Annotated in this window: 18 protein-coding genes and 1 tRNA gene; 10 read left to right on the top strand and 9 right to left on the bottom strand. The window is 73.2% G+C overall.

The annotated features are described in order from the left end of the window. Window positions 1-219 precede the first annotated feature (219 nt). On the top strand, window positions 220-1,434 hold the full coding sequence (locus OG710_RS09225) for a M6 family metalloprotease domain-containing protein (RefSeq protein ID WP_330238882.1): 1,215 nt from the start codon (window positions 220-222) through the stop codon (window positions 1,432-1,434). 63 nt (window positions 1,435-1,497) lie between these two features. On the opposite strand, the gene OG710_RS09220 is transcribed toward OG710_RS09225, so the two are convergent. The 7 genes from OG710_RS09220 to OG710_RS09190 all read right to left on the bottom strand — a co-directional run bounded on the left by OG710_RS09220 (window position 1,498) and on the right by OG710_RS09190 (window position 7,804). After that, a tRNA-Lys gene (locus OG710_RS09220) sits at window positions 1,498-1,571 on the bottom strand. Then, entirely contained in the window at window positions 1,562-2,233 is a 672-nt protein-coding gene (locus tag OG710_RS09215; RefSeq protein WP_330238881.1) for a bifunctional DNA primase/polymerase, read from the bottom strand. The genes OG710_RS09220 and OG710_RS09215 overlap by 10 nt, the downstream gene beginning before the upstream one ends. 120 nt (window positions 2,234-2,353) lie before the next feature. Continuing rightward, a complete protein-coding gene (locus OG710_RS09210; protein WP_111331295.1) occupies window positions 2,354-2,695 on the bottom strand; it encodes a hypothetical protein in 342 nt (113 codons plus the stop codon). Window positions 2,696-2,831: 136 nt separating this feature from the next. Next, complete coding sequence (locus tag OG710_RS09205; RefSeq protein WP_330238880.1) at window positions 2,832-4,166, bottom strand: AAA family ATPase; 1,335 nt, start codon at window positions 4,164-4,166, stop codon at window positions 2,832-2,834. Next, entirely contained in the window at window positions 4,163-5,773 is a 1,611-nt protein-coding gene (locus OG710_RS09200) for a hypothetical protein (RefSeq protein WP_330238879.1), read from the bottom strand. Before OG710_RS09200 ends, OG710_RS09205 begins: the two co-directional genes overlap by 4 nt. Next, a complete protein-coding gene (locus OG710_RS09195; RefSeq protein ID WP_330242198.1) occupies window positions 5,764-6,855 on the bottom strand; it encodes a hypothetical protein in 1,092 nt (363 codons plus the stop codon). Before OG710_RS09195 ends, OG710_RS09200 begins: the two co-directional genes overlap by 10 nt. Then, window positions 6,836-7,804 (bottom strand): phosphatase PAP2 family protein, encoded by a 969-nt coding sequence (locus OG710_RS09190; protein ID WP_330242197.1) that lies wholly within the window; start codon window positions 7,802-7,804, stop codon window positions 6,836-6,838. Before OG710_RS09190 ends, OG710_RS09195 begins: the two co-directional genes overlap by 20 nt. Window positions 7,805-8,046: 242 nt before the next feature. Here OG710_RS09190 and OG710_RS09185 point away from each other — a divergent pair, with 242 nt between their 5' ends. Next, a complete protein-coding gene (locus tag OG710_RS09185) occupies window positions 8,047-8,643 on the top strand; it encodes a histidine phosphatase family protein (RefSeq protein ID WP_330238878.1) in 597 nt (198 codons plus the stop codon). Between the two features lie 45 nt (window positions 8,644-8,688). On the opposite strand, the gene OG710_RS09180 is transcribed toward OG710_RS09185, so the two are convergent. Further along, on the bottom strand, window positions 8,689-10,053 hold the full coding sequence (locus OG710_RS09180; protein WP_330238877.1) for a tetratricopeptide repeat protein: 1,365 nt from the start codon (window positions 10,051-10,053) through the stop codon (window positions 8,689-8,691). Between the two features lie 253 nt (window positions 10,054-10,306). Here OG710_RS09180 and OG710_RS09175 point away from each other — a divergent pair, with 253 nt between their 5' ends. Beyond that, window positions 10,307-10,684, top strand: a complete 378-nt coding sequence (locus tag OG710_RS09175) for a hypothetical protein (protein ID WP_199563930.1) — start codon at window positions 10,307-10,309, stop codon at window positions 10,682-10,684. Window positions 10,685-10,777: 93 nt separating this feature from the next. Continuing rightward, on the top strand, window positions 10,778-11,689 hold the full coding sequence (locus tag OG710_RS09170; protein ID WP_330238876.1) for a spermidine synthase: 912 nt from the start codon (window positions 10,778-10,780) through the stop codon (window positions 11,687-11,689). Window positions 11,690-11,695: 6 nt separating this feature from the next. Here OG710_RS09170 and OG710_RS09165 read toward each other — a convergent pair whose 3' ends face one another. Further along, on the bottom strand, window positions 11,696-12,238 hold the full coding sequence (locus tag OG710_RS09165; RefSeq protein ID WP_330238875.1) for a hypothetical protein: 543 nt from the start codon (window positions 12,236-12,238) through the stop codon (window positions 11,696-11,698). 73 nt (window positions 12,239-12,311) lie between these two features. On the opposite strand from OG710_RS09165, the gene OG710_RS09160 reads away from it, so the two are divergent. From OG710_RS09160 to OG710_RS09135, 6 genes are all read left to right on the top strand, one after another. Next, a complete protein-coding gene (locus OG710_RS09160; RefSeq protein ID WP_330238874.1) occupies window positions 12,312-13,025 on the top strand; it encodes a response regulator transcription factor in 714 nt (237 codons plus the stop codon). After that, a complete protein-coding gene (locus OG710_RS09155; protein WP_330238873.1) occupies window positions 13,022-14,425 on the top strand; it encodes a HAMP domain-containing sensor histidine kinase in 1,404 nt (467 codons plus the stop codon). The genes OG710_RS09160 and OG710_RS09155 overlap by 4 nt, the downstream gene beginning before the upstream one ends. A 958-nt stretch (window positions 14,426-15,383) precedes the next feature. Further along, window positions 15,384-16,709, top strand: coding sequence for an ABC transporter substrate-binding protein (locus OG710_RS09150; protein WP_330238872.1), 1,326 nt, complete (start codon window positions 15,384-15,386; stop codon window positions 16,707-16,709). Window positions 16,710-16,910: 201 nt separating this feature from the next. Continuing rightward, a complete protein-coding gene (locus tag OG710_RS09145; RefSeq protein WP_111331335.1) occupies window positions 16,911-17,906 on the top strand; it encodes a carbohydrate ABC transporter permease in 996 nt (331 codons plus the stop codon). A gap of 15 nt (window positions 17,907-17,921) precedes the next feature. Continuing rightward, entirely contained in the window at window positions 17,922-18,842 is a 921-nt protein-coding gene (locus tag OG710_RS09140) for a carbohydrate ABC transporter permease (protein WP_330238871.1), read from the top strand. Window positions 18,843-18,966: 124 nt separating this feature from the next. Beyond that, window positions 18,967-20,433: a GH1 family beta-glucosidase gene (locus OG710_RS09135; RefSeq protein ID WP_330238870.1), complete on the top strand. Its 1,467-nt coding sequence runs from the start codon at window positions 18,967-18,969 to the stop codon at window positions 20,431-20,433. Window positions 20,434-20,688: the final 255 nt, after the last annotated feature.

The following is a 20,688-nucleotide window of genomic DNA, read 5'->3' as shown; positions in this document are numbered from 1 at the left end:
GTGATTGGTTCTGCGCGCCTCTGTTTCCTCCCGTTGCCCGCGTGATCGATTGTGACTGTACGTGAGGGGGTGACGGAGTGAGGCGACTGGACCCGACTGGGCGACCATGGCGTGACGAAACGCCTATAACGGCACAAGGTGGACGGCAGGTATCCGCTCGCCGCGCCGGAGGTAGATGTGCCGCGTCAGTCCGGGCCCTCGTCGGGGGCGGGGAGGCGGGTGGAGGGGCTCAGCCCCCGCGGGCTGACGGCCGGGCTGCTCTCGCTGGTGGCGCTCGTCGCCACCTCCCTCGTCGCCGGGCCCGTGGCCGCCGCCACCGGGGACGCCGCCCCCTGCGCGCTGCCCCGCACCGGCGCCCACCACTCCCTGGGCGTCGACCGCTGGAACGGCGCCTACCCGCGCCCGGTCCGCACCCTGGACGCGGTGATGGTCTTCCTCTCGTTCCCCGACGCCAGACCGGCCACCACCCCCGCCGAACTCACCGCCGACTACTTCCCGGCCACCACCCGGTTCTTCCGCCGCGCCTCGTACGGGAAGTTCACCCTGCGCCCGCACCCGCAGCGCCAGTGGATCGCGATGCCGAAACCGTCGACCTGGTACGGCATAAAGCGCGACTGGGACAGCGGCCGGCGCAGCGCCTATCTGCGCGACGCGATCCGGGTGGCCGACGCCCGGATCGACTTCTCGCGCTACGACATCGTCTACTTCGTCGCGGACCCGGACGCGCCGGGCGTCGACTCCGACGCCACCAAGGTCGTCAACTTCGACCGCCCGGTGCGCGCGGACGGCACGGACATCCGGCGCGTCGTCACCCTCTTCGAACAGCACCCGCCCGACCACAACGTCCTGGCCCACGAAACCGGCCACGTCTTCGACCTGCCCGACCTCTACCACCGCCCCTCGGACGGCAAGGGCGACTGGGACACCTTCGTCGGCGACTGGGACGTCATGGGCAGCCAGTTCGGGCTGGCGCCCGACCTCTTCGGCTGGCACAAGTGGAAGCTGGGCTGGCTGGACGACCGGCAGGTGGTCTGCGTCCAGAGCGACCGGGTCGTCACCCTCGAACCGATGGCCGCCGTGCCCGTACGCGGCGCCACGCTCGGCACCCGGCTCGCCGTGATCAGGACCGGCGAGGGCACCGCGGTGGCCGTCGAGGCCCGCGGCGCCACCGGCAACGACAGCTCGACCTGCGCCGAGGGCGTCCTGCTCTACCGGGTGCGCAACGAGACGCCGTCCGGCGGAGGGCCCGTCGAGGTGCTCGACACGCATCCGGAGACCGACGCCTGCTGGGAGCGCTCGGTCTACCCACCGCTCGCCGACGCACCCCTGCGCGTCGGCGAGACGTACACCGTGCCCGGCGCGCACACCACGGTCGAGGTCGCCGACCGGACGCCCTCGGGCGACTGGACCGTACGCATCACCACGGGCACCTGACCCGGTCCGTGCCCGGACAGCGAAGAAGCCCCCTCGCTCTCGCGAGGGGGCTTCTTCCGTCTGTGCGCCGCCAGGGACTCGAACCCCGGACCCGCTGATTAAGAGTCAGCTGCTCTAACCAACTGAGCTAGCGGCGCCTGCTGACGTCGTAGACCTTAGCACCCTGATCCGTGAGAGGAAAAATCGAAATCCGGGGCATCGGAGCGGGCACCGAACGGGCCACCCGGACGCACGCCCACAGCAGGACGTCCGGCCCCGGCAGCCAGGGGTTGCGCGTGTCGGGGGCGACCAGCCAGCGCGGCCCCGCGTAGCTGTCGCCGCAGGTCAGCGGAGGAACCGTGACGGCATCCCCGGTGCCGTGACACAGCAGCGCGGGCGTCCGCGCGCCGTCGCCCCACTCCTCCCAGTCCAGCAGCGAGGGCAGCCGCTGCGCGGTGCCCGGCGAGGCGAACAGCAGCATCCGCCCCCGGTGCGAGGCGACCGGGCCCGAACCCGGCCCGTCGGCCCACAGGTGCTCCAGCATCCGGCGCCCGAACAGCGTCGGCACGTTCACCACGTCGAACGCCGTACCGCACGGCAGGACCCCCGGCGCCGTGGGGCGCGCCTCCCACTGGGACAGGGCGCTGCGCGGATACGCCGTCGCCCCGGCCAGCCACGCGGCACCGGCGGCGGTGATCTGCGCCGTCTGGTGCCGCGCGGGCTCGCGCAGCTCCGCGAAGGGGTCGCTGTCGTGGCCGGCGCGGAGGCAGGGTCCGTCGCCGTGGTGCAGGGTCGTTTCGTCGGGCAGCCATGCGGTCATGTGGACAGGTCTACCCGGAGTGATCGGCCGGATTCCGAGAGTTGCCGAAAACCGTGACACGATAACCGCGCGAGGAGTATGGTTCGCGCGGGCATATGCCCATGGTGGTAGCCGGAGGCTCTAGGACGGCTGTGCGTTCAGCAGCGTCCGGCCGAACTCGACCATCTTCTTCGCGTAGTCCTCGGTCCACTCCGCGCGCCGCGCGATGTCCGCCGTGGTGAGCCGGTCGAACCGGCGCGGATCGGCCAGCTGGGCGGCGGCTATCGCCTGGAACTCCACCGCCCGGTCGGTCGCGGCCCGGAAGGCCAGAGCCAGTTCCGTCGCCCGGCCCAGCAGCTCCTTCGGGTCCTCCAGGGACTCCAGGTCGAAGAAGTGCTCCGGGTCGGCGGCGGCCGTCGCCGGCTCGAAGAGCAGGGGTGCGGGCCGCAGCCGCCGCTGGTCGCTCCGCTCGGTCTGTGCCATGTGCTTCCTCCTCGGACGGCCGGACGGCCACCCTCCATTGTCCGGGCCGCCGCAAGAGCGCCGGAAAAGCCCGGCCACGCCCCCGGCGCACTCAACAACGCCACCCCACCCGGTGTTCCGTCAGGTGGAGCGGCGCTCAGGGGGTCCATCGCACTCGGTGTTCCGTCAGGTGGGCCAGGACCGCGTGGTTGGCCTCCCAGCCGTCCGGGAACTTCACCGTGACGCCCAGCTGGACCGGTTCCGTCGAGGGGTGTTCGTCCAGGAGGTCCGTCACCCCCTCGCGGCAGACCACGACGCACGCGTGGCGGTGGCGGGAGGCCAGCACGCACAGCCGGCCCGTCTCCAGGTGGAACGCGGTGGCGTCCGGGCGGCCGGACAAGGGGTGCAGCACCACCGTGACGTCGAACTCGCGGCCCTGCAGCCGGTTCGCCGTGTCCACCGCGACCCCGGTCACGCCCAGGTCCGCCAGCGCGGCCCGTACCGCCGCCGCCTGGTCCCGGTGGGCCGTGCCGACCGCGACCCGGTCCGCCGTCACCGGCGCCGGGTCCGGGGACCGCTCGCTCGTGGCCGCGCCGCCCCGGTCCAGCAGCCGGCGGACCACCAGGGCCACCGCCCCCACCGCCTCCGGGTCGGTGCGCGGGGTGTGCCGGGCCGGCAGTTCGAGCAGGCCCCAGCCCGACTCCGCCGCCTCGTCCAGCACCCGGTCCGCCGCCGACCCGTCCGACGCCACCCCGAAGGACAGCCGCCGGTCACCGTGGTCCGTACCGCTGCGGAACGGCGTGTACGGGTAGAACGCGTCCGACACCAGCGGCGCGGCCGACGCCGGCAGCCGCCAGGAGACCGGCAGCCGGTGCTGCGGCAGCTCCGGGTTGTGCGCGAGCAGCGTGCTCACCGCACTGGCCGCCGGGTCGTAGCTCAGCCCCGCCCACTGGTCCGCGCCGACGATCGAGAACGGGTCCAGCTGACCCGGGTCACCCACGAACAGGGCCCGCTCGAAGAGCCCGGCCACCGCCAGCAGCGCGTCCGAACGCATCTGGTACGCCTCGTCGACGATCGCGTGCCCCCACGGCTCCACGTTCTTCACATGGGCCCACTTCGCCGCCGTCGAGATCACCACGTCCAGGTCCGCGAGATCGGCCGCCTTCGCCGACTTCCGCACGTTCGCCAGACCGTCCAGCACCTTGTCGTACGGATCGGAGTCGCTGCTGTGCAGCCGGCCGACCGGCAGCTCGGGCTCCTTCTCGGCGAGCCGCACCACCAGGTCGTCCACCTGCGCGTTCGTCTGCGCGACCACCATCAGCGGACGCCCCGCCGCCGCCAGCCCCAGCGCGGCGCGCACCACCAGCGTCGACTTGCCGGCCCCCGGCGGGGAGTCCACCACGACCCCCCGCGCCGTGCCGTTCAACGTGTCGTCCAGAATCTTCGCGGTGGCCAGGCCCGCCGCCGCGCCCGGATCGAAAACGGCCGTCACAGCAGGTCCTCCGGGGTCACGGGATCGGGTTGCTCCGCAGCGTCGAGGCCGCCCGGCGGACCGCCGTGGGTCCACGGCGTCTCCTCCGCGTCCGGCAGCCGCGGCCCGCCGCGCTGGTCGTGCTCGAACAGGGTCCAGGCGATCCGGTCGCCCCGCTCCGGGACCGAACCCGGCGCCGGCTCCTTGCCGCGCCCCATCCGGTCCGTGATCCGCAGCACCAGCGACAGCGCGCCGCCCTCCTCGTCCGCCGGCTCCAGCGCCACGAACTCGGCGGTCTGCGGCCTGCCGTCCAGCGAGCGGTACACCTTGACGCCCGCGGCCAGTTGCGGCCGCTCGTCCGTGCGGACGGTGACCAGCGGGCGCGGCGTGGGCCGCTTCGACTCGGAGTACGCCATCTCCACGTCGCACACCTCGCCCACGAACGCCTCCCCGGCCAGCCGGCGGCCCGCCATGACCAGCGGATCGTCCAGCGCCTCCTGCGCCTCCAGCTGCGCCTGGGCCGTCTCCCGCGAGGCCAGCTTGCGGGCGGCCGTCACCGCGTCGTCCCGGCGGGGCTGCGGCGGCTCACCGGAGCGCACCCGGTCCCGGTGCGCGGTGAACGACCAGCGGTCCCTGGTCCAGCGGTCCTCGGCCCTGACCCCCTCGGGCAGCTCCCGCAGCAGGTCCAGGCCCCGCCACACCGCGTCCCAGGTCGGCCGGAGCACCCCGGCCAGCAGCGCCCTGATCTCCCGCTCGGCGCCGGTCAGCTCGGCCAGCCGGGCATCGGCCGCGAGCCCGTCCTCCGCCGCCGCGAAGGCGCCGCGCGCCCGGTCGTACCTCTCGATCGCGGGGGCCAGCAGCCGGTTGTCGAAGTCCGGATCGGTGGCCGGACCGGCCGGCGGGCACAACAGCTGCCCCGCCGCGTCCCTGGCCAGCTCGGCCCGGAGCGCCGCCTCGGCCCCCGATTCGCCGGCCGGCGGGTCGATCCAGGCGAGCAGGGCCCCCAGATGCTGGTCCTCCAGATTCGACTGGCCGGTCGCCCAGTGCCGGTTCAGCAGGTCCGTGCAGGCCAGCAGCAGGGAGGAGCCGGGGACCCGCGCCCGCTCCCCGTAATGCGTCAGCCAGCGCCCGAGCAGCGGCACCCGCGCGGGCGCCGGGTACGGGGTGTCCGGATCGTCCTCGGCGGTGCGCCGGAACCGCATCGAGCGGCCCAGCAGCCGGACGAACTCGATGCCCGCCCGGCTCGGCACCACGAGCTGCGCGGCGTCCACGCACAGCTCCGTCTCGACCTTGACCCGCTTGCCCGTCGCCGGATCGGCCTCGCTGCGCTCGGCGGGCTCCACCACGTCGGTGTACGCCTCGATGTGCGGCAGGACCGCCTCGGCCAGCTCGGCCAGGAACGCGAAGCGCAGGTCGCGGTCGCGGGGCTGGGGCACGGCCAGCAGCCGGGGCGCGTCCCGGTCCGTGCCGACGAGGGCGCCGAGCGGGGCGCCCGCCTCGCCCGCCGTGGTCAGCGGCACCAGGACGAGCGGCCGGTCCGTCAGCCGGCGGTGCCGCACGGTGGCCGTGGGCCGGGCCCGGCCGCTCTCCACGGCCTCCATCCGGGCCAGGGTGCTGATCAGTGACACAGGGCCCGCCCCTCCAGCGCCTCGGCGCGCAGGGCGGCCGCGCGGCGCAGGGCGGCGACCGCCGGGTCCGCCGGATCGCCCTCCTTGCCGGAAGCCGCCGCCAGCACCCCGGCGACCGTCGTCAGCCCGCCCAGCTCACCGCGCACCCCGCGCCCCAGCGCCTCCACGGCCCCCTCGGCGCGGGCCCGCGCCCGGCAGTGGAAGGCCAGCTCGCAGGCGGACAGGCACTCCGGCGCATAGGCGGCGGCGACCGACTCGACGGCCGACGCCAGCTCGTCGGGGGAGCGCTCCGGATCGAAGGTGGCGCCCTCGGGCAGGGCCGCCGCGATCTCCTCGACCCGGGTCAGCCGGGTCAGCTGGCGGCGGGTGACCGCGCGCTGCTTGCGTACGTCCACGACGGAGGCGGCCGGCAGGTTGGAGAAGTCCTTCGGGCACACCAGCAGCACCCGGTGGCCCACCCGCGCCCCGTCCGTGACCTCGGCGACCCGCTCCAGCGCCAGCACGTAGACCGCGGACTGGCGGGCCGCGGCGCCCACCTTCGCGGCGTCCGCCGAGCCGTCGATCATGGGGAACGACTTGATCTCGACGACCGTCCAGGTGCCGTCCGGATGCACCACCACCGCATCCGGCTCCAGATAGGCCGGCGAACCCGCCACCTCCAGGGCCAGCATCGGATGGTCGAGCAGCGCCCAGCCGGCCGCCTCCGTCGCCTCCCGCAGGGCGAGCGCGGTCCTGGCGGCGCGGCCCTCGGGCCCGGCGGCGGCCAGATCGGGCACCCGCACCTCGCGCGGCGGTTCGCCGCCGCCCCCGAGCCGTTCGTACAGCAGCCGCATCAGCTCCGTACCGCCGTCGGCCTTGACCCGCGCCTCGAAGGCGTTGCCCCGCATGAAGGCGAACTGGGACTGGCCGAACGGGGCCGGCGAGCCCAGCGCGGAGGCGAGCGCGCCCTTGTCCACCCCGGCGCCGTCGAGCAGGGCGCGCCGCTTGCAGCCCGGATTGGCGGCGAGCGCGGCGAGCGCGCGGGCGTCCAGCGGGCGCGGGGCGACCGCCGGGCCCCTCAGCTCAGCGAGCCGCCGTCGCAGGGTCCCCGTCGGGGGCGCGTCCTGCCCGGTCGGAGGCGTCGGCCCGGCGGGGCGGGCCGTCCGCCGCCGCGTCGGATGGTTCTGCGGAGGAGGTCCGCTGGCCGGGGATTCGCTCACCCGCCGAAGTCTCGCACCCGGCACTGACATCCGGGGACTCCACCGCCGTGCCCGGCTTGCCGAAGCGGACCAGGAGCGCCGACCTGACCCGGCCGGCCAGGCGCGTCACGGGCCGGGCCAGCAGGGCCCCGACGCCCATCACGGCGCAGCCGGCGACCGCGTCCAGGAAGTAGTGGTTGGCGGTGCCCATCACGATGAACGTGGTCACCAGCGGGTAGGCGATGCCGGCCGCCCGCAGCAGCGGGTGCTTGGCGTGCCGCCAGAGCAGGATGCCGCACCACAGCGCCCATCCCACGTGCAGGCTGGGCATCGCGGCGTACTGGTTGGTCATGCCGCCCATGCCGCGCGGCGCGCTCGCCTCCGTACCCCACCAGCCGTACGAGCTGTACTGGGCCATCGTGTCCACGAAGCCGTGCTTCGCGTCCAGCAGCCTGGGCGGGCAGGTGGGCATCAGCGTGAAGCCGATCAGCCCGAGCATGGTGGAGGTCATCAGCCAGGTGCGGGCCCGGCGGTAGAGCGCGGAGTGGCGCCGGAACATCCAGATCAGCACGGCCGGTGTGACCACGTAGTGCAGCGAGGCGTAGGCGAAGTCGGAGGGTATGCCGACGGAGGGGTGTGCCGTGAACAGGCGGTTGAGCGGGTGCTCCGCGTTCAGGTACAGCGCCTTCTCCAGGCGCAGGATGGCCAGGCCGTGGTCCACGGCCGTGGACACGTCGCCGCGTACGAGGAGGCGGCCCCCGGAGTACGCCGCGTACACCAGGGCCAGGAGCGGCAGCTCGGTCCACCAGCGGGGCCGGTGACGCGGAGCGGGCGCGGTGGTGGCGTGCGGCATCCGGAACTTCTCCATCACGTTTTCATGCGGCCGACTGCGGGCGTCCAACCGTACGGTGCTTGTCGGCCGTGTGTCCCCCTGGGGTGTGGTCGGCACCCCTTCGGTCACTGCCCGTTTCCCTCTGTGGTGTGTGGGACGCCGGGGCGGCCCGCCGGGTTGCCTCATCGGCACGTACGGGATGATGGGAACAAGATCTCAGATTCCGCACCCCAGGTCCCGGCTTTTTCAGGGAGAACCCTTTTATGGCACCGCGCATCCTGCTCGCCCGGCACGGGCAGACGGAATGGTCCCTCAACGGCAGGCACACCGGCAGGACGGACATCCCGCTGCTCGACGCGGGCCGCGACGGGGCCGGGCTGCTCGGCGAGCGCCTGCACCGGGGGCCGTGGGCCGAACTGCGCGACCTGGAGGTCCGCACCAGCCCGCTCGTCCGGGCCTCCGAGACCTGCGAGCTGGCCGGCTTCGGCGACCGCGCCCGGCCGTGGGACACGCTGATGGAGTGGGACTACGGGGCGTACGAGGGGCTGACCCCGGCGGAGATCAAGGCGGGCCGGCCGGACTGGTTCATCTGGCGCGACGGGGTGCCGGAGGGCGAGAGCACCGCCGAGGTGTCGGCCAGGGCCGACGAGATCGTGGAGTGGGCCCGCTCGGCCGACCGGGACGTCCTGGTCTTCGCGCACGGCCACATCCTGCGGGCGCTGGGCGCGCGGTGGCTCGGCGAGGACATCGCCTTCGGCGCGCGCATCTGGCTCGCCCCCACCTCGCTCTCCGTCCTGGGCTGGGCGTACGGCGCCCCGGCCATCCAGCGCTGGAACGACACGGGCCACCTGGAGCGGTGAGCACGCGCCGGGCCCGGTCCGGCGCCGCCCGCTCCCGCGCCATTCTCAGACGCCGGCCCGGCCCGCCCGGTGGCGGTCCAGGAACGCCCGGACCGGCCCGGACACCCCGGACCGGGGCTCCAGGGCGGCCGCCGCGTCCCGCAGCATGGCCCTGATCCGCGAGGACTGCACCCGGTTCAGCAGGTCCAGCACCTCGTGGCCGGAGGCCGCCGCCTCCTCCGCCCGGCCCGCCCGCGCCAGGTCCACGGTCAGCTCCGCGCGGTACAGCGCGAGGTTCCGGGTGAAGTGCGGGTCCTGGAGCCGCACCGCCCGCCCGGCGTGCCGCGCGGCGCGCGACCAGTCGCCCAGCGCCGCCCAGCACTGGGCCTCCAGCATCTCCAGCTCCGCCTCCCGGAAGAAGCTCATCCACTCCGGGTCCGCCCCCGACGCACCCCGCGCGAACGCGGTGTGCGCCTGCCCGAGCGCCCGCTCGCAGCCGGTACGGTCCCCGAGCCCCGCCCGGCCGCCCGCCTCGCGCAGCGCCAGCAGCGCCCGCAGCCGGGGCGAGCCCAGCGGCTCGGCGGCCCGCAGCCCGGCCTCCGCCGCCCGCACCGCCTCGCGCGGGCGCCCGGTGTCGCGGGCCAGGAAGGACGTGTTGCAGAAGGCGTGCGCCTCCAGGGCCGGGTCCCCGGCGACGCGGGCGGTGGCCAGCGCCTCCGCGTAGTGCGAGCGGGCGTCCTCGAAGCGGCCCGAGTCATGGGCCAGCCACCCCACCGACAGGGCCAGTTCGCCCGCGCCGGAGTGCAGCCGGTCCACCATGGAGCGGCGCTGCGCGGTGCCGGCGTCGAGCAGCGCGTACGCCGCCCGCAGGGGCTGCGCGGCCCGCCGGTAGAGCCGGTCGCCGCCGTGCCGGTCGTCCAGCAGCCGGATCTGCCGCACCGCCCGTTCGACGGCGCTCACCTCCGTCTCGCCGACCCGGCGTTGCAGGGGCAGGGAGGCGGCCGGGCCGCCGAGGCCCAGCCCCAGGGAAGCGGCCGCCACCGTGGTGGTGCCGCTCGTCATGAATACGCGACGCAGCACGTCGCTCTCCTCGTCGGTGTCGCTGCCGGGCGCGGGCGGCGGAGCGGTCGGGGGGTGCGTGGGGGTGTCCGGCGCGGGCCCGGCCGCCCGCCCGCGTACGGAGGCACGGGGCGAGAAGCCCAGGTCCTCCAGGGTCGTGCCGGGGAACATGTGCCGGAAGACCCGCTCGTACGCGTAGTTGGGACAGCGGATCTCGCCGGACTCCACGCGTCCGATGTACCGGGCGTCGCAGGCGACCTGCTCGCCGATCTCGCGGGCGGCCCTGCGTACGGCGGCAGCGAACTCACCGGCGGAGCGCGGTCCGCGCAGCCGCCGGAAGGCGAGGTTGGGAACTGCCCCTGCCGACACCATGGCGTGACCCTCTCGGTGCGAGCCGGGCGAAGTTTCCGGTGTCCCGGCGGAGCAAGAACGTACCCGCTGTGACGACGTGCACACGCAGGGTTTCCGGGCGAACCGGGCATCTCGGTCGCGATCTGCCATGAACTGCCACCCTTTGCGGCGGTGTCGCACCGTAGCCCTTGACGTGGTCGGGCCGTTGGTCCCTGCGGAGACGGAGTGCGACTCCGCCCGGCGATGAGAGGAGAGTCCCTTGTTGCGTATCGACATGGCGACCGGAGGTTCGGCGTCCGCCGACGAACCCTGCGATCTGGTGACCGTGCCCGCCCGGCAGGGCCTGGAGGCCGTGGACATCCTGCGCCGGGGCGCGGACCGTCCGGCCGTGGGCCCCGTCATCCACGACGGCACCTGCGACACCCTCGGCTTCCTGGTGCCACCGGGCACCGCCCAGGGCTGGGACGTACCGGGCAGCGCCTGTACGCGGACCGACGGCCGGGGGCTGCGCATCCCCGCCGAGCCCCCGGTCTCCGGCAGCGGCTGGCTGCTGCCGCCCGCCGCGGGCACCCCGGTCACCGATCCGGCCGTGCTGCGCGCCGCGCTCGACCAGGCCGCCCGGCTCATCGAGGCCGCCGACAGCTGCCGCTGAGCCGAACCGTTCCGGCCGCACCGATAATGGACGGCGGGCCGCCCGGAGCGGCCCGTACCGGACACGATCGGCAGTGGGCAGGGGCGAGAGGCAGTGGCACGTCGAGGAGCGGCCGGCGGCGACCGCAAGGAGCGCGCCGGCGGCAGGCAGCGCGCCGGCCGCGGGGCCGGCGCGGCGGCCGGGATCTCCGAGCCCGTGGACGGCGGCCTGGCCGAACTCGTGCCCGACCGGGAGCGTCGCCGCGCCTGGACACTGACCATCGACGGGGCCCCGCAGTCCCACGTGGACCTCGACGACCCGGCCCATCTCTCCTTCGAGTACCAGCGCCGCATCGGCCACCTCATCGACCTCGCCGCGCCCGCCGGGCAGCCGCTGCACGTGGTGCACCTGGGCGGCGGCGCCTTCACCCTGGCCCGCTACACCGCCGCCACCCGCCCCCGGTCCACCCAGCAGGTCATCGAGGCCGACGCCGCCCTCGTGCGGCTGGTGCGCCGCGAACTGCCGCTGGACCCGCAGGCCAGGATCAGGGTCAGGTCCACCGACGCCCGCGCGGGCCTCGGCAAGATCCAGGACGCCTGGGCCGACCTCGTCATCGCGGACGTCTTCAGCGGCGCCCGCACCCCCGCCCACCTCACCACCACCGAGTTCCTCGCCGAGGTGCGCCGCGTCCTGAAACCCGGCGGGAGCTACCTCGCCAACCTCGCGGACGGGCCGCCGCTGGCCCATCTGCGCGGCCAGATCGCCACCGCCGCCACCGTCTTCCCCCACCTCGCCCTCGCCGCCGACCCCACCGTGTGGCGGGGCCGCCGCTTCGGCAACGCCGTGCTGGTCGCCTCGGACACCGCGCCGGAGATCGCGCGCTTCACCCGCCGGGTCGCCACCGACCCGCACCCCGGACGCGTCGAACACGGCCGCGCCCTGGCGGACTTCACCGGCGGCGCGGCCCCCGTCCACGACGCGGACGCCCGCCCCTCGCCCCCGCCGCCCCCGGACGCCTTCCGCTGAGCCGGCTCAGGAGTTGACGATGTCCACCTGCGGCGCGTGATCGTTCCAGGTGCAGAAGATCGAGACCGTCGTCCCGTCGTCCCGCGCGAAGTTGACCCGAATCCAGGTCGAGTTGGACCACACCTGCATCGACCAGTCCGGCCGCGGGGTCGCCGACACCAGCTCCGCCGAGTCCGGACCCAGCTCGAAGACGACCCGGCCGCCCTTCGTCGTGTAGCTGCGCGCCTCCCCGGACGCGGAGGCGGCGGCGGCCATCGACGCCGGACGCGGGGTGTTCGGGGCCGGGGTGCGCGAGGGCGACGGCGTACGGGACGGCGGGACGGACGGCTCGGCGGAGGTGGTCCGGGGCGACGGATCGGCCGGGGCCGAGGAGGGCGGGCGGTGCGTCGACGACGTCAGGTTCTCCGCCGTCGGCGCGGAGACCGCCACCGCGCGCGGCGGGTCGTACACCGTGCCCGCCAGCACCGCGTGCACACCCCACCACGACACCGTGACCGCCCCGCCGGTGGCGAGCGACCACGCCAGCGCGTGTACCAGACCTCGTTGCATCTTCAATATCCTGCACCACAAACCCGGGGAGCATGCCACCCCGGTCCAGGTCGGATGGCGTACGGTGCCGCCCATGCCCAGTGTGCTCGTGGTCGAGGACGACCAGTTCGTACGTTCCGCGCTGATCCGGCACCTGACCGAGGCCGCCCACACCGTACGCAGCGTGGGCACCGCCCTGGAAGCGCTGCGCGAGGTCGCCCACTTCCGTTTCGACGTGGTCATCCTCGACCTCGGGCTGCCCGATCTCGACGGCGCCGAGGCCCTGAAGATGCTGCGCGGCATCACCGACGTCCCCGTCATCATCGCGACCGCGCGCGACGACGAGAGCGAGATCGTCCGGCTGCTCAACGACGGAGCCGACGACTACCTCACCAAACCGTTCTCCGTGGAGCACTTGTCGGCCCGGATGGCCGCCGTGCTCCGCCGGGCCCGGACCGCCGCCGGCGAGGCCCCGCCCTCCCGCGTCATCCGGGTCGGCGGGCTCGCCATAGACCCGCTGCGCCGGCAGGCCGAACTCGACGGCACCGCGCTCGACCTCACCCGCCGCGAGTTCGACCTGCTGACCTTCCTGGCCGGCCGGCCCGGCGTCGTCGTCCCCCGCAGGGAACTCCTCGCCGAGGTCTGGCAGCAGTCCTACGGCGACGACCAGACCATCGACGTGCATCTGTCCTGGCTCCGGCGCAAGCTCGGTGAGACCGCCGCCCGGCCCCGCTATCTGCACACCCTGCGCGGCGTCGGCGTGAAGCTCCAGCCCCCGGCCCCGGAGCAGCCGGAGCACCCGGAATGAGATGGGCACTGGTCAAGGTCTGCCTGGCCGTCACCACCATGGTCGTGGTCGCCTTCGCCGTGCCCCTCGGGCTCGTCGTCAAGGAGATGGCCCGCGACCGCGCCTTCTCCGACGCCGAACGCCAGGCCGCGACCATCGCGCCCACCCTCTCCATCACCACCGACCGCACCCAGCTGGAGAAGGCCGTCCTGACCACCGAACCCGGCGCCGCCGGCCGGATGACCCTCCACATCCCGGCCACCGGCGAACGGGAGGGCTTCGCCGCGGACATCGGCCGCACCCGCGCCACCCCGCAGGACCTGGAGACCGTACGCACCTCCGGGCGCGCCACCATCACCGAGGTCACCGGCGGCTCCGTGCTGCTCCAGCCGACCGCCGTGGGCCCCAGCGGCATCGCGGTCGTCGAGGTCTTCGTCCCCGACGCCGAGGTGTCCTACGGGGTCACCACCGCCTGGCTGATCCTGGCGGGCGTCGGCGTCGCACTCGTCGTCGGATCGGTCGCCGTCGCCGACCGCCTCGGCGTCCGCATGGTCGAGCCCGCCCGCCGCCTCGCCGGCGCCGCCCACGACCTGGGGGAGGGACGGCTCGGCACCCGCGTCCCCGAGGAGGGCCCGGACGAACTGCGCTCCGCCGCCGTGGCGTTCAACTCCATGGCCGACCAGGTCATCCAGCTCCTGGCCAACGAGCGCGAACTGGCCGCCGACCTCTCGCACCGGCTGCGCACCCCGCTCACCGTCCTGCGGCTGAACGCCGCGTCCCTCGGCGAGAGCCCGGCGGCCGAACAGACCCGCGCGGCCGTCGAACAGCTGGAGCGGGAGGTGGACACCATCATCCGGACCGCCCGCGAGCAGCGCCCGCAGACCCAGCCGGGCGGGCCCGCCGCCGGCTGCGACGCCTCCGAGGTGATCCGCGAACGCATGGCCTTCTGGTCCGCCCTGGCCGAGGACGAGGGCCGCGAGGTGCGCCTGGCCGGGGTGGACCGCGCGGCACGCATCCCGGTCGCCCGCCCCGAACTGGCGGCCGCGCTCGACGCGCTGCTCGGCAACGTCTTCCGGCACACCCCGGAGGGCACCGCCTTCGCCGTCGACGTGCACCACAGCGGGGAGGCGGTGATCGTGCTCGTCTCGGACGCCGGCGGCGGGATCGCCGACCCGAAGGCGGCCCTGGAGCGCGGCAAGGCACGGGAGGCGGTGGGCTCGACCGGGCTCGGGCTCGACATCGTCCGCCGGGTCGCCGAATCCACCGGGGGCGAGGTGCGCATCGGCCGCTCCGTGCTCGGCGGCGCGGAGATCCGGGTCTGGATCGGGCTCGCCGGACAGCGCCCGGACAACGGCGGACGGGGCCCCCGGGTGGGGCGCCAGCGGCGCCGGACGCGGGGCGCGGGGCGGGCCAACCTTTAGCGCGGCCGATGCGTTCCTTAAGCCCACCCTAAGAATGCCGGAGCGGGTCCGGTTCGCCCCGATCGCCCGTTCCCCAGCCGCTAGCGTGCTGCCAGCGGCTGGACCGATGACACCCCCGCAGCACGATCGCCCAGCAGCTGCCCGCCCGCACACAGGACCAACCTCCCCCGCCCGTGCATCCCGGCCGGCCCCATCCCCCCCACCCCGGCCGGGGTGCGCGCCCCCTCTTCTCAGGGCCTGGCCCGGTTCACCGCCGACAGCACCGCCGCCACCGCGGCGCCACGCCCGAGGCGTCCCGCCCCGCGCTCCTCGCCGCCCGTCCGGGGGCCGGCGCTCCTCACGCACCGCTGCCGCCTTCGCGGACGGCAGTCAGCCGTCCGGGCATCTCGCGCGGGATCACCGCGACGCGGTCCCGGTCGTCCGGCCGGATGGGGCCTGCGCCACCCGCCGCCCGGTTCCGGGTTCGGGCAAAGAACGCGTGAGTCCGTATCCGCGCCTCCTCCCGGTGGTGTCCCGTTCACTTCCCGGCGGGCGTTTCCGGGGGCGGCGGGGGAGCGGAGGACGGTTTCCGGGGGATGCCGGGAAACGGGCGCCGGGGCCGGTTTTTCCGGGGTGCTCGAACAAGATCGTTTGTCAACCCCGCCCCGACCTGCGGGAATTCGGAATCGACGGCCGGGCCGCAGTGTGGCGCCCCGCTTTGGCAAGCCTTCGGGCGGACACGGTCTCGTGACTTGCAGGACACGCTCGCGCAACGGAAGCGTCTTCAACTCTTGACACCCACCCCCCGCAGGCAGCAATCTTCCGACATCGACGCATGGGAGCGCTCCCACATCGCACGAGGTTTCTCGCGTGAAACGGCACTACCCGTGTTCTCCCCCCAAACCCATCCGGCACCCGCACTCACCAGCGCGTATGCCACGCAGTGAGCCAGTCCCACCCTGGAACAAGGAGTAGTGGAATGCGTATCACCCGCACCGTCGCCGGTCGGAGCCGCAGAGTCGCGGTTCTGGCCACCACGGGCCTGACCGCTTCGGCGCTGCTGCTGACCGGCTGCAGCAGTGACGACTCCGACTCGAACGAGTCGTCCGACGCGAACGGGAAGATCACGCTGACCGTCGCCGACTTCGGCCAGTTCGGCTACAAGGAAGCCGGCCTCTTCGAGAAGTACCACGAGCTGCACCCGAACATCACGGTGAAGGAAGACACCACCGCCGATGAGAAGGTCTACTACCCCAAGCTGCTCCAGCAGCTGAACTCGGGCAGCGGTCTCGCCGACGTCCAGGGTCTCGAGGTCGGCCGCATCAAGGAGCTCGTCGACACCAAGGCGGACCAGTTCGCCGACCTGAGCAAGGTCATCGACGTCAACGAGTTCGTGTCGTGGAAGGAGAAGCAGGCCACCACGCCGGACGGCAAGGTGATCGGCGCGGGTACCGACATCGGCCCGATGTCCCTCTGCTACAACACCGAGCTGTTCAAGAAGGCCGGCCTGCCGACCGACCGCAAGGAGGTCGCGGCCAAGATCTCCGGCGGCTGGGAGGACTACCTCAAGCTCGGCGAGGAGTACAAGAAGAAGGCCCCCAAGGGCACCTACTTCATGGACTCCGCCAGCGCCATGTTCAACGCCGTGGTCAGCTCCAACGCGAAGCAGTACTACGACGAGAGCGGCAAGCCGATCTACAAGGACAGCCCCAGCGTGCAGCAGGGCTGGAACCTGGCCGCCGAGGCCGCGGACAAGAAGCTGACCCAGGGCCTCGCCCAGTTCAGCGACCCGTGGAAGGCCGCGCTGCGCAAGAGCACCATGGCCACCGTGGTCTGCCCCGCCTGGATGGCCGGCCAGATCTCCGTGAACGCCGGTGACGCGAACAAGGGCAAGTGGGACATCACCACCGCCCCCGGTGCGACCGCCGCCAACTGGGGCGGCTCCTTCCTCGGCGTCCCGAAGTCGGGCAAGCACGTCGAGGAGGCCACCAAGCTCGTCAAGTGGCTGACCGCCCCCGAGCAGCAGGCCGCCGTCTTCAAGGCGATCGGCTCCTTCCCGTCCAACAAGGGCGCCTACGACCTGCCGGACGTGAAGAACGCGACCCTGCCGTACTTCAACGACGCCCCCATCGGCCAGATCTACGCCGATGAGGCCAAGTCCATCCCCGAGGCGATCCTCGGCCCGAAGGACGCCGCGATCAAGGACACCATCTCCACGCAGATCAACAACATGGAGCAGCGCGGCACCGCCCCGGACGACGCCTGGGAGGCGGCGACCAAGGCGATCGACAAGGTGATCGGCTGACGTTCGCCGGGGCGCGTCCGGTCTGATCCGCCGGACGCGCCCGGCGCGGGCGGCCTCCGGGCCGCCCGCACCTGCGTGTCGCGGCGGGCCTGCACGGGGCGACCGGACGGCTCCGGCCGCCCCGTGGAAGCCCACCGCGAACACCGTCGCCCTCGCCCCGCAGCCGGGTAACTCAAGCACTCCAGGGAAGGACTCCCGCTCGTGGCCACCTCGACTCCCACCCGGGACGCATACGCGCCGCCACCCCGCGGCTCCCAGCGCAAACCGGCGCCCCGCCGGCAGAACTGGCGCAGCCGGCTCTGGCGGTTCGACGACAAGGCGTCGCCGTACGCCTACATCGCACCGTTCTTCCTCGTCTTCGGCGCCTTCGGGCTCTATCCGCTGATCTACACCGGATGGATCGCCCTGCACCGGGTCGAGATGACCGGCATGAACCAGATGGAGTGGGTGGGCTGGGAGAACTTCGACAAGATCCTGCACGACTCCGAGTTCTGGACGGCCGTCAGCAACACCTTCGTGATCGGTGTGATGTCGACGGTCCCGCAGCTGCTCGTCGCGCTGGGCCTCGCACACCTGCTCAACTACAAGCTGCGCGCCAGCACCTTCTGGCGCACGGTGATCCTCACCCCGTACGCCACCTCCGTGGCCTCCGCGGCCCTCGTCTTCGCGCTGGTCTTCCGCGCCGACGGCGGCCTGCTGAACTGGGCGCTGCACTTCATCGGCCTGGGCGACACCAACTGGGCCAACGGCCACTGGACGTCCAAGATCGCCATCTCGGTCATCGTGATCTGGCGCTGGACCGGCTACAACACCCTGATCTACCTGGCCGCCATGCAGGCCGTGCCGTCCGACCTGTACGAGGCGGCCTCGCTCGACGGCGCCTCGCGCTGGCAGCAGTTCCGCAAGGTGACCATCCCCTCGCTGCGGCCCACGATCCTCTTCACGATCGTCATCTCGACCATCGGCTCGATGCAGCTGTTCGGTGAACCGCTGCTGCTGGAGGGCGGCACCCTCGGCGCGACCGGCGGCAACGAGAATCAGTACGAGACGCTCAGCGTTTACCTCTACAACTACGGCTGGAACCTCGGACATCTCGGTCCGGCCGCCGCAGTGGCCTGGGCGATGCTCGCCCTCCTGCTGCTCATCGCCGCGGTCAACTGGCTCATCGGCCGCTACGTACGCAAATCCGCGGTCTGACGGGGAGCGATATCCATGACCATGACCAGCCCCGCCAAAGTCTCGGAACCCGGCCTCGCGGCGCGTTCCGCCCACCGCGCGCCCAAGCGCGCCAGCCGCTTCAAGCCCGGCGCAGGCCAGCAGCTGAACGGCGGCCCGTTCGCCTACATCGCCCTGGCCGTCGTCGGCATCGGCTCGCTGCTGCCGCTGTACTGGACCCTCGTGGCCGCGTCCCACACCCAGGACGAGGTACTGGCCAGCACCCCGCCGTTCCTGCCGGGCGACCGCCTCTTCCACAACCTCGACGCCGCCTGGAACCAGGCCCACCTGGGCAAGGCGATCGTCAACAGCGTGATCGTGTCCGGCTGCATCACCGCGGCGACGCTCTTCTTCTGCACCCTGGCCGGCTACGCCTTCGCCAAGATGCGCTTCCGCGGCCGCAACACCCTGATGACCGGCGTCATCCTCACCCTGACGATCCCGCCGCAGCTCAGCGTCGTCCCGCTGTTCATGATGATGGCCGACCTCGGCTGGGGCGGGAACCTCCAGTCGGTGATCTTCCCGACCCTGGTCAGCGCCTTCGGTGTGTTCTTCATGCGCCAGTACCTCATGGAGGCGCTGCCGTACGAGCTGATCGAGGCCGCCAAGATCGACGGCGCGAACAACTTCCGCATCGTGCTGAGCGTGGTGCTGCCGGTGGCGCGCCCCGCGATGATGGTGCTCGGCATGCTCACCTTCGTCCAGGCGTGGAACGACTTCTTCTGGCCCTACCTCGCCCTGAACCAGCAGAACCCGACGCTCCAGGTGGCCCTCGGCCAGCTGAGCGCCTCCTACACGCCCGACACGAGCATCGTGATGGCCGGCGCGCTCATCAGCACCCTGCCGCTGCTCGTGGTGTTCGTGATCTTCGGCAAGCAGATCGTCGGCGGCATCATGTCCGGCGCCGTCAAGGGCTGACGCCCGGTCTGCCGCCTCCCCCGCAGTGGACCCCGTACGGCCCCCGCCCGCCCCGCCGGCCGTACGGGTCCCGAGCCCCACCCCGTCACGCCCCTGTCCGTCACATCCTTGGGAGCGCTCCCGCATGACTGCAGTACGACCCGACATCGCCCCGAAGCCGGCCCCCGACGAACCCACCCGGTTCCCGACGGGCTTCCTCTGGGGAGCGGCCACCGCCGCCTACCAGGTCGAGGGTGCCGCCGCCGAGGACGGGCGCACGCCCTCCATCTGGGACACCTTCAGCCGCACCCCCGGCAAGGTCCGCAACGGCGACACCGGCGACATCGCAGCCGACCACTACCACCGCTACCGCGACGACGTGGCCCTGATGAAGCAGCTGGGGCTGAAGGCGTACCGCTTCTCCGTCTCCTGGTCCCGCGTCCAGCCCACCGGCCGCGGCCCGGCCGTCGAGCGCGGCCTGGACTTCTACCGCAAGCTCGTCGACGAGCTGCTGGAGGCCGGCATCACGCCCGTCGCCACCCTCTACCACTGGGACCTGCCCCAGGAGCTGGAGGACGCCGGCGGCTGGCCGGAGCGCGCGACCGCCGAGCGGTTCGCCGACTACGCGCAGATCATGGCGGGCGCCCTCGGCGACCGGGTGCCCACCTGGACCACCTTCAACGAGCCGTGGTGCTCGGCCTTCCTCGGATACGGCTCCGGCGTGCACGCCCCCGGCCGCACCGAGGCGTCCTCCGCCCTGCGGGCGGCCCATCACCTCAACCTCGCCCATGGCCGGGCGATCGAGGTTCTGCGCGCTCAACTCCCCGCTGGCGCGCAGACCTCGGTCACCCTCAACCTCCACCAGGTCCGCCCGCTGACCGCCGGCCCCGAGGACGCCGACGCCGCGCGCCGCATCGACGCGGTCGGCAACCGGGTCTTCACCGGCCCGATGCTGCACGGCGCCTACCCGGAGGACCTGCTCGCGGACACCGCGCACCTGGTGGACTGGTCGAAGCTGGTCCAGGACGGCGACCTGGAGGCGATCTCGCGTCCGGTCGACGTCCTGGGCATCAACTACTACACGCCCACCCTGGTCTCCACGCCCGCCGAGGGCGCCGGCGACACCCGCAACGACGGCCACGGCGCCAGCGACTACTCGCCCTGGCCCGGCTCCGAGCACGTCGCCTTCCACCTCGCCGAGGGGAAGGAGCGCACCGCCATGAACTGGTCCATCGACCCCAACGGGCTCTACAACCTGCTCATGGACGTCACCCGCGACCACCCCGGCATCCCGCTGATGGTCACCGAGAACGGCGCCGCCTTCGACGACTACGTCTCGCCCGAGGGCCGGGTCCAGGACCCCGAGCGCATCGCCTACCTGCACGGCCACCTCGACGCCGTGCGGCGCGCGGTCGCCGACGGGGCCGACGTGCGCGGCTACTTCCTCTGGTCGCTGATGGACAACTTCGAGTGGGCGTACGGCTATTCGAAGCGGTTCGGCGCCGTGTACGTGGACTACGCCAGCCAGCGCCGCATCCCCAAGGACAGCGCCCACTGGTACGCCGACGTGATCCGCAGGCACGCCCTGCCGCCGCAGGAGGACCTCGTCTGACCCGTCCGGTACGGCCCCGTACGTACCGCCCCTGAGACCCGGCCCCGGTGCCGGGTCTCAGCCGTTTCCGCCCCCGACCAGGCCGGATCACCCCCGGCGTGTGCGTTCCGCTTGACCACGCGCGTAGAGTGGGAGCGCTCCCATCAGGGGAGCCGGGGAGCGGCCGACCGGTCCCTCAGAGTGTCAAGGGAACCAACGCCAGGACTTGGTTTGGTTATCCGACTGTGAGAAATTGACCGCGAACGGGAGGCAGCC

It is taken from the genome of Streptomyces sp. NBC_00525 (assembly GCF_036346595.1).
Taxonomy (GTDB): domain Bacteria; phylum Actinomycetota; class Actinomycetes; order Streptomycetales; family Streptomycetaceae; genus Streptomyces.
Note: the sequence above shows the minus strand (reverse complement) of the source record. Positions and strands in the feature narration are given on the sequence as shown.

Coding starts and splice junctions, on each gene's coding strand:
- OG710_RS09215 (WP_330238881.1), bottom strand. CDS start 2,233: ATGACCGCATGGCTGCCCGACGAAACGACCCTGCACCACGGCGACGGA.
- OG710_RS09210 (WP_111331295.1), bottom strand. CDS start 2,695: ATGGCACAGACCGAGCGGAGCGACCAGCGGCGGCTGCGGCCCGCACCC.
- OG710_RS09190 (WP_330242197.1), bottom strand. CDS start 7,804: ATGCCGCACGCCACCACCGCGCCCGCTCCGCGTCACCGGCCCCGCTGG.
- OG710_RS09185 (WP_330238878.1), top strand. CDS start 8,047: ATGGCACCGCGCATCCTGCTCGCCCGGCACGGGCAGACGGAATGGTCC.
- OG710_RS09180 (WP_330238877.1), bottom strand. CDS start 10,053: ATGGTGTCGGCAGGGGCAGTTCCCAACCTCGCCTTCCGGCGGCTGCGC.
- OG710_RS09175 (WP_199563930.1), top strand. CDS start 10,307: ATGGCGACCGGAGGTTCGGCGTCCGCCGACGAACCCTGCGATCTGGTG.
- OG710_RS09165 (WP_330238875.1), bottom strand. CDS start 12,238: ATGCAACGAGGTCTGGTACACGCGCTGGCGTGGTCGCTCGCCACCGGC.
- OG710_RS09160 (WP_330238874.1), top strand. CDS start 12,312: ATGCCCAGTGTGCTCGTGGTCGAGGACGACCAGTTCGTACGTTCCGCG.
- OG710_RS09155 (WP_330238873.1), top strand. CDS start 13,022: ATGAGATGGGCACTGGTCAAGGTCTGCCTGGCCGTCACCACCATGGTC.
- OG710_RS09150 (WP_330238872.1), top strand. CDS start 15,384: ATGCGTATCACCCGCACCGTCGCCGGTCGGAGCCGCAGAGTCGCGGTT.
- OG710_RS09140 (WP_330238871.1), top strand. CDS start 17,922: ATGACCATGACCAGCCCCGCCAAAGTCTCGGAACCCGGCCTCGCGGCG.
- OG710_RS09135 (WP_330238870.1), top strand. CDS start 18,967: ATGACTGCAGTACGACCCGACATCGCCCCGAAGCCGGCCCCCGACGAA.